This is a genomic window from Chitinophaga parva (genome assembly GCF_003071345.1).
In the GTDB taxonomy this organism is placed as follows: Bacteria; Bacteroidota; Bacteroidia; order Chitinophagales; family Chitinophagaceae; genus Chitinophaga; species Chitinophaga parva.
On sequence record NZ_QCYK01000003.1, the window covers coordinates 985,841 to 996,963 of the forward strand.

Consider the following 11,123-nt stretch of genomic DNA (forward strand, 5'->3'; position numbering starts at 1 on the left):
TGGCTCCAGGGTTTTTGCAATCTAATTCGCCATCGCATTTTGCTCCTGCAGGAACATTTTCAGCAACTGTCTTACCTCGCGGAAACTGCGGAGGTAGAAGCGGGCAGCGCTGATGTAACTGCCTACTTTGATGGTGTAGGCCGTGGCGGGTAAGGCCTTAAAGATGTCTTCATCTGTTACGTCATCGCCTATGCCCATGATGAAATCAAAGGAGGCTTCTTTCATCCACGACAGGGCAGCTTTGCCTTTATTGATCTCCACATTTTTTATTTCAATGACCTTATCGCCAGGGAGCAGTTGCAGGGGCTTGTCTGCAATGTAATAGCGCAGGGTGTCTACCAGTTCGTTAGCGCGCAACTCGCCCAGGCCTTCTTCCACTTTGCGGTAATGCCACACCAGTGAGTAGCTTTTTTCTTCAATGAGGGCGCCGGGCGTACGGTCTGTGAAGGTGTCCAGGATGGGCAGGATCTCTCCTTTCCACTGGTCCGTGAGGCCGGGGAGCTGCGTCCACTCCCCTTCCTGGCTTTTTTGCCAGGCCCCATGCTCTGCAATGAGGTCTATGGGCAACTGGCCAAACCACTGCTGCAGGTTATCTTTCTTGCGGCCGCTCACCAGTACCAGTTGGTTCTGGGGATCATTGGCCAGTGTGGTCAGGATCTTGTACAGCTCCGGGTCGGGGCTGGCCTCTTCCAGGTTTATATTAAAATCCACCAGTGTACCATCGTAATCCAGGAAGATGGCACGTTTGGAGGCGTGCACGTAATCGCGCACCATCTCCTGGGCCATGGTCATATTGATGCGGCGGGCCAGCATGCTTTGCTGGGTTTTCTTCACATCATCCAGGGTGGCCATAAAGAGTTTTACCCAGTGGTGCACGTTGAACTTGGCCACTATCTGGCGCATGGATTTCATACGGTGCTGCTGCTCCGGCAGCGACATTTCCAGGGCCTCATCAATGGCGGCCGCAATGGCGTTGGCATCGTTGGGATTTACCACAATGGCGTCTATCAGTTCCTTGGAGGCGCCCGCCATTTCACTGAGGATAAGCACCCCGTTGTTGTGAATGCGGCTGGCTACGTACTCCTTCGCCACGAGGTTCATCCCGTCGCGCATGGGCGTTACAAGGCAGATGTCCGCCAGGTTATACAGGGCGGCCAGTATTTCCAGTGGAAAGCTGCGGTAAAAATAATGGATAGGACTCCATCCCATGGTGCGGTAGCGGGCATTGATGTTACCCACCAGCTGGTCTATCTGGTCGCGCAGTTCCTTGTAGCGCGGCACGGTATCCCGGGAGGGGACAATGATCATGGCCAGGCCTACTTTTTCAATAGCCCAGGGATTGTTTTGCAGGAAAAGGTCAAAGCCCTGGAGGCGCTGCAGGATGCCTTTGCTATAATCCAGGCGGTCTATGGATAAGATGATGCGGATGTCCTGGAAGCGCTTGGCCAGCACCTGCACCTGGTTTTGCACACCGGCAGTGGAGGATAATGATTCAAACTTGCGGTTGTCAATCCCCATGGGGAAAGTTTCCACCATTACGCTGCGGTCGTTCACGGTAATGGTATTGGCAGATGCATGATAGGCCAGCAGGCGTACGCAGCTGCCTATGAAATGGCGGGCATCATCAAAGGTATGGAAGCCGATGAGATCCGCGCCCAGTATGCCATTGAGCAGTTCCACACGCCAGGGTATGAGACGGAACAATTCGTAAGAGGGGAATGGAATGTGCTGGAAGAAGCCGATGGAAGCATCCGGCAGGTCTGCACGGAGCATGCCGGGCAGCAGCAGTAACTGGTAGTCCTGCACCCAGATCACATCTCCCGGCTCTGCCACGGCCAGTATGGCCTCCTTGAATTTCTCATTGACCCGTATGTAGAAATCCCAGTAGGACTGCTCATAACGGGCATAAGTGCTCATGTAATGGAAGATAGGCCACAGGATCTCATTGCTGAATCCTTCGTAAAACTGGTTGATCTCTTCAGCAGTAAGATATACAGGCAACAGGTTCAATTTTGCCAGCTCTGTTTTGAGCTCGGTCTGTTCCATGACGTCGGTCACTTCCTGGCCGGGCCATCCAATCCATACATTGTTCCCTTCACGATACACAGAACCCAGGCCGGTGGCCAGGCCACCTTCACTGGGGGTCAATACAATTTCCCCGTTTTTACGGGTGATCTTCACGGGCAGTCTGTTGGATACAATAATGGTTTTTCGCATGATATAAATCCGTTTCCGATTAAATAAAAAAAGGGATGATACATGGGCGGATTAAGTGTGTCCCTCTATGGTTCGATAACGCCCATTTTCGCAGTATAATACTTTTTTCAGCGTTTACACACATATGTTTACCTGTAATAGATGCCGCAATTTTTGTGCAAACTATCTCGGTGTGGAATAACTGCGTGTATATGGGGTGCAATGGACGCAGGTTGAAGTAGCTATAAACGGGCTGTAAATGAGTGGGTTATGAATATTAAAAGTAAAATGACGGGAAGGCGGTTACACTTATAAATTTATTTGTTCTGTTCAACTTCGTACCTTATTTTTGTTTCCATTATAATTTCTTTCAAATGGAACAAAAATTTCAGGGAACTGTAAAGTTCTTCAACGAAGCAAAAGGTTTTGGCTTCATCAAGCACGAAGCTACTAACCGCGAAACTTTCGTACACGCAACCGGTCTGATCGACCAGATCCAGCAGAACGACCGCGTGGAATTCGAAGTAAAAGACGGCAAGAAAGGTGAAAATGCCGTGAATGTTAGACGTATTGATTAAGTTCGCTTTTTTAAATACATCATTGAGGTCCCGCCGGTTCCGGCGGGATTTTTTTTTGTGGCTATGGCAGGCTACCGGAACAAAAGAGGGTTGTCTCAAAGTTTTGAAACAGCCCCCTTTGTATTTGCAGTTGAAATTGGGATCTGTAAGTTCCGCGCATTCGCAATGGCAGGTTGCGGAATTTATGCCATCAAAATTTAAACTTCAACCCCACATTGGCTCCCAGCCCGCCAATATTGATGTAGGATTTCAAATCGTTAGACGGTTTGTTGTTATCCTTGTACAGCGTCTGCGCCCCGTTGGTACCGGTGGGCGTATTGGAGCTGGCATCCAGCGTGGTTACATAATCCGTATAACGCTCCGCCGTGCTGAGATCTCCCAGTCCGCGGTGTACGGTCTGCCCCGTGGGCTGACCGGTGACGGCATTGATGATCACCGTGTTTTCATCATACGCCGTTACTTCCTTCGATTTGCCATGTACCGGCACATTGCGGTATTCTGCTTCTACAAAGAGGTCGAACCGGGAACTGAGGGCAAAGCTGAGGCCCAGCGCTCCCTGGAAACCTACTGTCACATTGGGCTTTATCTGTTCATGGCGTGACACGGTGGTTTGTGCAATAGCCGTGGCACTGGGGCGGCTGGTCTGCGATGCTTCCGTTGTTATGTTGAGCCGGCCCCATAGTGGTACCACCACGCCAAAACGCACGTAGGGATTCACTTTGGCAAAGCCGGGGCTCATCACCACGCTGGGCGCAAAATCCACAGCATGTACATACCCGTGCGATTCCACGGCGCCCAACACCGTACTGGGCGAGCCTTCTGCCGTAACCGTCTGTTTGGTCATCAGGTTTTTGGCACTGGCATAGTAGTTAAAGGTACCTTCTATGCCTATGTATTTATTGAAGTTCCAGCCTACGCTCACACCGGACCTGAACCCTGCGCCGTAAGAGCCGGTGAGCACCTTGTCGGAGATCACGGTGGTGGCGCCGGTGCTGGTGTTGATGCTTTCATGGGTATCGTGAGGAGGATAAGGCCCCACATCGGGGAACTGGCCCTGTGACACGCTGAAATAGTAGCCTGCGGCCACTTTGAGGTAGAGCCCGTGGGTGCGGGGTGTCTCCTCTTTTTTATCCCTGCTGGTGGATTGGGCCCATGCGCCGGTGCTGAGCAAAAGCGCTGCGCCAGCGATAAGAACGTGGAGCGTTTTCATAAAAATTGTTTTGGTTTTTGTCGGGTTACAGAGCGATTTTGATTTGTTGTTAAATGCCGGATCGTGGAATAGACAATTTTCTTTTTCGTTTCAGGAGTATAATTGCAATGTTAAGGAATAGTTATCATATAAAGTGCGGAAATGGGGTAAAAAGCAAAGCCATTCTACAGCAGTGTGCAGAATGGCTAATTACTTTGTAGCATGTTATTATGCATTTAGGACATGGCTTCTGATCTGGCGTTGCGGCGGATGTCGTCTGCCGTGTCGTTGCTTTCATTGAGGATGGTGAGAATGCGTTCTCTCACGTCGTCCCTAAGGCCACTGATCTGCTGGCTGAACACATCTTTCAGGTGGCTGAGGTCTTCAGAGGTGGTGCCCCATACATTGCGGGCTTTACGCTGCCAGGTGCGGGCGGTGTCTTTGATCTTTTCGCGGGTGTCTTCACCAGATTCCGGTGCAACGAGCAGTCCGGCTGCAAAACCGGCCGCCAGGCCGATCAGGGCGCCTGTAAGTACTTTAGACATAAGATAGCTTTTTATGGTTAAAGAATCCTGTTCACAAATGACCCGGGGCTGCCGGATGAAGACCAGAAGTCCAAATATCAGGCCGGTTTGGCCCCGGCTGGCAGTGTGGAATTTGCCGGTTCCACACCTCAACGTGAGGACTTTTTACCGGTAAAAGCTATTGTTTGCCGGGTTGCTGCTTAAAGATATGCACCAGCATTGCGTACAATTCCGGGTGATGGCTTTCCAGCAAATGAGGCTGCTGGAAGAAGTATTCCGATGCCACCGCCAGGAACTCTGCCGGATTAGTGGCGGCATATGGGTTGATGTCGGAATGCCCTTGTTCTATACGCTGGATCTCGTGGTGGATGACCTGCAGCCAGGGAATGCTGTAGGCATGTTCCAGCAGGTTTTCCGGCACCCCGTCTGTAGAGCCATCTGATTTATCCAGGAGGTGTACAAATTCATGGATGGCGGTGTTGTGGTTCCCCTGCTGCAGGAAGCCCGCCCGCAGGGCATTTTGGGACAGTAACATCTGCCCGTTCATGGCGCCGCTGCCCACCATGCCCAGCACATTGCGCTCCCCTCCTTCAAACTGGTATTGCTCATTAAAGGTGTCCGGGTAGAGGATCACGTTGGTGAGGTTAAAGTATTTCCAATCCCTGAACCCGAAGATGGGGATAATGGCGCTGGCGGCCACCAGTACCTTATCCAGCGGTTCCACGGTAGCCCCCACTCCTTCTACCCTCACCTGCTTCAAAAACTCCGCACAATCTGCCTCAAAGCGCAACTTTTCTGCATCCGTTAGTTGCTGGTAATATCTTACGTGTTGCTGCAGCATTTCCTGCAAAGCCGCCGGCACCGCGCTTTTGCGGCGCAGATAGCGCTTCCGTAAATAACGGGCATAGCTGAAAATGACGAGGGCGACAAAGATGGTGAGGATGTACATAAAATTGGTCCTAGGTCTTAGGTCTTAAGTCTTAGGTCTTTTGTCTCAGGTTGATTTGTTGGGACCTGGGACCTAAGACAATCATTTATATTTCAAAAAGATCTCCGTGGCCCCGTAGCCATATTTGGGATGGTACTGGTTTACAAAGTAATTCACCTCGCGGGTGAGGCGGAGGATGTCGTGGATCTCGTCACGGAGCTTGCCTTTGCCTACGCCGTGGATGGCGATGAGTGTGGGCTGGTGGTGATGGATGGCCAGGTCCAGGTAGTGCTGGAATTCATTGAGCTGGATGCCCAGTATTTCCAGGTTGGAGAGACCTTTCCAGTCGTCTGTCAGCTTTTCAATGTGCAGGTCCACTTCCTGTTTGGGTTGTTGTTTGGGCTGTTGTTGCAGCGTGATGCTGTTTACCGCACTGGGATTGTAGGAAGGCACGTCAAAGCCGGCATCGGCGGACTTTTCCGGGTATTTTTCAAAAAGAGGGAAGGTAAGCGTGGCACCCTGGCGCATGTGCAGGTCACTGAGTTGCTGGAAGAGATGTTTGGGCTTCAGTTTCCAGGTTTTCGCAAAAGTGGGCGCCAGCTTGGGATCCGGATCTTTTAAGGAGAATACAAATTCAAAGCGGGGCGCATCATTGAGATTTTCAAACAGCAGGTCTGCCAGGTAAAAATTGCTGAAAGGCAGCACCGTGTTGCGGATCTCCAGGTGCAGGTGGCGGTTCAGGTAGATCTGGAAATTGAAATTGTAGGCAGTGGCATTTTCATTCAGCAGGTGAAACTTCAGCAGTTCCACTTCTTCTTCCATGCCGCGGCCCGCATATACAGGCAGTATGGAAAGCATGACGCCTTTTTCCATGCGGATCTGCCCTCCCAGTTTTTCTTTCTTTATTTCCTCACCCCGGGTCAGGTTTGGCTTGATGGAGGTTTGCGGTTTCTTTTGCGTGAAGCGGTGAAAATATGGGAAGTCGATCTGGTCGAGGTACACTGGAAATTGCACTTTCCCGATCTCGATCATGACCATTTTGTCGTTGATGATATCGATGATCCTGCCCTCTTCTTTGGAATGGAGGAGGATGATCTGGTCTCCTATTTCGTATTTCATGCCGCAAAAATACGGCGTTTTGCGAAAGAAAACCGTTGGGCCTTGAGACCTGGGGCCTCCCTTATCTCACACCCAGGTAAACACCGGCGCTGTTGCCACAAAATGCACTTCCAGGGGATCTACTTTGGGCTGGAGCCATGCTGCAAAATATTCCATGCCCGGTTGTTCGCTGGCAATGTGGCCCAGGACGATGAGGGCCGTGTTATGGCCCAGCAAACGCCCGTCCCGTATGTATTCTGCGGTTTCCCATTCCCGGGTTTCGCCGATGATCAGCACATCCGGACGTCCCTGCTCTACCAGTTGCACCTGCGATTCACTGGATGGCGCGCCAGGGCGCAGGCCTATTTTGGAAACGGGTTGTTGCAGGTCGCCGATGACGCGGAAATGATCTATGCCCAGTGTGCTTTTCAGGTGGTTCACCAGCCCACCCAGCGTGGTAGCGGGAATGTTGAACACGCGCGCTGTAAGATCATGATCCAGCTGCACCTGCGGCAGCCAGCCTGTTTTTTTGAGGAAGCCGTAGAAGATGGTATCAGGTTGCATGGCGTGGATGTAATCGTGGCAGCACCATACAGCTATCTTGTGTTCGGCCAGCAGCGCGGCTTTCCCGGCTATCACCTGGTTATTGGGCGTCCAGTCTTTTTTATCGGCGTGGTTGAAGAAGGTAGGCTCGTGCGCAATAATAAAATTGGCGCCCAGTTTTATGGCTTCTTTGATCACGGAGATGGTGGCAAACATGGTAGTTACAATACCGGTGACCTCCTGGTCCGGGCTGCCGGATTTTAAGGTATCTACCGTGTTGGGGATGGGCTGCAGGTTGCCGGCTTTCAATACCAGGTTGATGACGTCCTGCACGGTCACTGGCTTGTGGCTGGCCAGTACACGGGAAAAGGGCATTGCACTGAACGCCAGTGCTGCTGCGGCCCCGGAGGCCTGGGTAAGGAAGGTACGGCGGGTAGCATATTGTGGCATATGAAGGGTTGTATTTGGCATAAAAAAATTGCCTGACACTCGTGATTAGGACTGTCAGGCAATGTTTGTGTTACATGGCGGCACTGCACCGCGGCCGCCCGCACAGCTTGAGCTGTGTTGTTTATGATGGGTTATCTAAACCACGTTTAAGCTACTTCTTCGGGATGGCGCCGCCAGTGGCCGTCTATAGACCAGGGGCCGCTGCCTTCCACCAGGAAAAAGATCATCATACAAAGGCACAATACCGTTTGCCATAATACGGTGTGCGCGGAAAACAGGCCGGTAGGAGAATTGGCAAAGAACAGGGCGCCTACCAGAATAGGAAGGTTTACGATAATAGCCAGCCGGGTAAGTAATCCCAGCGCGATGAATAAGCCGCCCAGCAAGTGGGCAAAGATGATAAAATGAGCCATACCAACAGACAGGGCAGCCCAATCACGGTGTGTGTTGATCAGGGTGATCAGATCGTCCCGGTTCTGTATGAACATAACGCCTTTCCAAAACAAGAAAATACCTAATGCAAAACGAATGATATCCAGCCAGCGGGGATGGTGATTATCACCCCAGCCGCCTATGCGATCGAGTAAATTCATAGCGTTAAAATTTAAGGTTTCTAAGTTCAAAGAGCGGTGCACACATAAGTTACGAAAAATACCGGGAAAATCGTGCCACGGCGGGGATTTGGGCGGAAAAAATGTAACGGGTGTGGCATACAGGGTACCGGGGATATTGATGAGGGTGCTTTGAACGCGGAATTATAAAAAGGGGGAAGCGACTTAACACTGGCGGAATGCAGGGCAAAAATAACAAAGGCCCCCGCGCAATGTGCAGGGACCTTTTTTGTGCAGTCAATGTTTTTATGCGAGATGGTCAACTTTGGCTACCGCAGGACCTTTGGCCAGCTTGCTGTTTTTGCGGCTGTACCCAAAATAAATGGTAAGGCCTATCACCAGCCATACACCAAATACTTCCCAGTTGCGGGCGCCGATCTCAGTCATCAGGTACAGGCAGCACAGCAGGCCCAGGATGGGGATGAGCGACAATTTATGTATCACGCACTGCACCGCCAGGATAGCCGTGGCAATGAGGAAAATAATAAAGGGAATGGCTTCTCTTATATCAGCCCAACCGTTGGCAAAAGTAAGCCGCTCTGCCAGCTGGTGCCGGAAGGTAATACCTGCCACCAGCAGCAATACCGGGATAATGAAACGGCTGCTGATGTAAGGAATGCGGAAGCTGCCGCCTGAGGCGCCTTTTTCTTCCCTGGGCAGTAGCAATACGCCGCCGCATACCAGGATAAAGGCAAACAAGGTACCGATGCTGGTAAGGTCTGTAACGATGGTGAGGTTGAGGAACAACGCCGGGATACCTACAATAATGCCGGTAATGATCGTGGCAAATGAAGGAGTACGAAATCTTTTATGGATCCGGGAAAATGCTTTGGGCAACAGGCCGTCACGGCTCATGCTCATCCAGATGCGGGGCTGCCCTATCTGGAATACCAGCAGTACGCTGGTCGTGGCCACCACGGCGCTTACGGAGATAATGTAGCTTACCCAGTCCAATTTAACGGCGGTGAATACAAACGCCAGCGGGTCGGTCACTTTCAGTTGGGAATAGGATACCATGCCGGTAAGCACCAGCGCAATGGCAATGTACAACACGGTGCAGATCACCAGGGAGTACATCATGCCTTTGGGTAGGTCGCGCTGGGGATTGGCGCATTCTTCGGCGGTGGTGCTCACCGCGTCAAAACCAATGTAGGCAAAGAATACCGCCGATACGCCTTTCAGCACGCCGCCAAATCCATTGGGCATGAAAGGATGCCAGTTTGCCGTGTTCACATAGAACGCACCGGCAATGATCACCAGCAGGATCACCGCTATCTTGAGGGCCACCATGTAGTTGGCCGTTTTCTTACTTTCTGAAATGCCCACATAAGCCAGGTAGGTGACGATCACCACGATGAAGAACGCCGGCAGGTTCAGGATCACGGGCAGGCCAAAGATGTGTGGCGCATTGGCCAGTATTTCCGGGGTGGCACTGTCGTAGTTGCTCACTGTCCATGCGGGCAGGTGAAGGTGCAGGCCTTCCAGCAGGTTGGCAAAATAACCGCTCCACGAAATGGCTACGGCAATGTTGCCAATGGCATATTCCAGGATCAGGGCCCATCCTATTACCCAGGCGGCCAGTTCGCCGAAGGCTACATAAGAATAGGTATAAGCACTTCCGGATACAGGAATGCGGGAAGCAAATTCGGCATAACAAAGTGCGCAGAAACCGCAGGTAATGGCCGTGATGATGAACAGTACAGTAACACCGGGACCGCCGTCAAAGGAGGCCTGGCCAATGGTACTGAAGATCCCTGCACCGATCACGGCGGCAATGCCCATGGCGGTGAGGTCTTTCACCGTTAACACTTTATTCATTCCTCCATGGCCGTCGTTCAGTCCATCCTGGGCATCTTTTAAAATGGTGGTAAGGGACTTCTTGCGAAAGAGGGAATTGGACATAAATGGAATTGGTTAATGAAGGAAGCTAGGTTTGTTTTGTTGTAGTTGTAAGATAAGTAAAGCTGCTTAATGTTGGCGGTGCAGCAGGAAATCTGCTACTTCGGTGAGCGGGTGTTTACGGCCAGACACCACGGCGATGGCCTCCAGGTGGTCAAATGCCAGCTGGGTATAACGTTCCTTCTCCTTTTCTGCCCATGCATCTACTTTGCAGTCGCGGAAGACCTGCAGGGTGCGGCCCACCTTGTCATCGCCGGTATAGTCCAGCAGGCGGCGCAACTCTTCGCGCTGGGCGGGGTTGCAGAATTCCAGGGCTTTGAGCAGCAGGAAAGTTTTCTTGTTCACCAGGATATCCCCTCCTACCTGCTTTCCAAACTTTTCCGGGTCGCCAAAGGCATCCAGGTAGTCATCCTGGATCTGGAAGGCAATGCCCACATTCTTTCCAAACTCGTATAAATGCGCCTGGTTCCCCTCGCTGCCCCCGCCAATGATGGCGCCAAGCTGCAGGCTGGCAGCCAGCAACACGGAGGTTTTGAGGCCTATCATATGCACATAGTCGGCATACTGTACCTGGCCCGGATCCATTTTTTCAAAGTCCATATCCAGTTGCTGGCCTTCGCATACTTCAATGGCCGCCTTGTTGAACACGGCGGTGAGCCTTTGCTGGTAGCGCGGCTGCACCTTGTTGAGGAACTGGTATACGTAGATCAGCATTACATCCCCGGCCAGCAGGGCGGTGCTGTCGTTGTACTTGGTATGTACAGTGGGCATGCCCCGGCGCAGGGGAGCCTTGTCCATGATATCGTCGTGAATGAGGGTAAAGTTATGGAACAGCTCTACTGCATTGCCTACCTGGAAAGCGTCGGGGTGCAGCTCGTCGAAGAGTTCATTGCCCATGAGGGTCAGTACCGGGCGTATGCGCTTGCCGCCTATGCCCAGGATATAGCCGGCGGGCTCATACAATGATGCGGGCGTACCGGGGAAATGCCATTGGCTGAACTGCTTTTCGAATAGTGCGATTAAGTCTTGGAACGAGTGCATGGAGTGAATTTAACCAGGTGCAAAATAGTGAAAATTGTCCTAGGTCTTAAGTCTTAGGTCTTAAGT

Annotated in this window: 10 protein-coding genes; 1 reads left to right on the plus strand and 9 read right to left on the minus strand. The window is 51.8% G+C overall.

Features of this window, described 5'->3' with window-relative positions:
• Positions 1 to 21: 21 nt before the first annotated feature.
• Complete coding sequence (locus tag DCC81_RS23175; protein WP_108689038.1) at positions 22 to 2,217, minus strand: bifunctional alpha,alpha-trehalose-phosphate synthase (UDP-forming)/trehalose-phosphatase; 2,196 nt, start codon at positions 2,215 to 2,217, stop codon at positions 22 to 24.
• A gap of 353 nt (positions 2,218 to 2,570) precedes the next feature.
• Between DCC81_RS23175 and DCC81_RS23180 the strand changes: the two genes are divergently transcribed.
• Positions 2,571 to 2,774 (plus strand): cold-shock protein, encoded by a 204-nt coding sequence (locus tag DCC81_RS23180; RefSeq protein ID WP_108689039.1) that lies wholly within the window; start codon positions 2,571 to 2,573, stop codon positions 2,772 to 2,774.
• A 190-nt stretch (positions 2,775 to 2,964) separates the two neighbouring features.
• Here the strand turns inward: DCC81_RS23180 and DCC81_RS23185 are convergent, their stop codons facing one another.
• From DCC81_RS23185 to DCC81_RS23220, 8 genes are all read right to left on the minus strand, one after another.
• The gene (locus tag DCC81_RS23185) at positions 2,965 to 3,984 is read right to left on the minus strand and encodes an outer membrane beta-barrel protein (protein WP_108689040.1); all 1,020 of its coding nucleotides are present in this window, start codon (positions 3,982 to 3,984) and stop codon (positions 2,965 to 2,967) included.
• Positions 3,985 to 4,199: 215 nt separating this feature from the next.
• Entirely contained in the window at positions 4,200 to 4,508 is a 309-nt protein-coding gene (locus DCC81_RS23190) for a YtxH domain-containing protein (protein ID WP_108689041.1), read from the minus strand.
• A gap of 157 nt (positions 4,509 to 4,665) precedes the next feature.
• The gene (locus DCC81_RS23195) at positions 4,666 to 5,436 is read right to left on the minus strand and encodes a M90 family metallopeptidase (protein ID WP_108689042.1); all 771 of its coding nucleotides are present in this window, start codon (positions 5,434 to 5,436) and stop codon (positions 4,666 to 4,668) included.
• An 81-nt stretch (positions 5,437 to 5,517) separates the two neighbouring features.
• The gene (locus DCC81_RS23200; RefSeq protein WP_108689043.1) at positions 5,518 to 6,534 is read right to left on the minus strand and encodes a Smr/MutS family protein; all 1,017 of its coding nucleotides are present in this window, start codon (positions 6,532 to 6,534) and stop codon (positions 5,518 to 5,520) included.
• A 66-nt stretch (positions 6,535 to 6,600) separates the two neighbouring features.
• Positions 6,601 to 7,506 (minus strand): Nif3-like dinuclear metal center hexameric protein, encoded by a 906-nt coding sequence (locus tag DCC81_RS23205; RefSeq protein ID WP_108689044.1) that lies wholly within the window; start codon positions 7,504 to 7,506, stop codon positions 6,601 to 6,603.
• Between the two features lie 146 nt (positions 7,507 to 7,652).
• Positions 7,653 to 8,099: a DoxX family protein gene (locus DCC81_RS23210; protein ID WP_108689045.1), complete on the minus strand. Its 447-nt coding sequence runs from the start codon at positions 8,097 to 8,099 to the stop codon at positions 7,653 to 7,655.
• A gap of 264 nt (positions 8,100 to 8,363) precedes the next feature.
• Positions 8,364 to 10,019, minus strand: coding sequence for an amino acid permease (locus DCC81_RS23215; protein ID WP_108689046.1), 1,656 nt, complete (start codon positions 10,017 to 10,019; stop codon positions 8,364 to 8,366).
• 66 nt (positions 10,020 to 10,085) lie between these two features.
• Positions 10,086 to 11,057 carry a polyprenyl synthetase family protein gene (locus DCC81_RS23220; RefSeq protein WP_108689047.1) on the minus strand — a complete coding sequence of 324 codons (972 nt, stop codon included), beginning with the start codon at positions 11,055 to 11,057 and terminating at the stop codon, positions 10,086 to 10,088.
• Positions 11,058 to 11,123 lie beyond the last annotated feature (66 nt).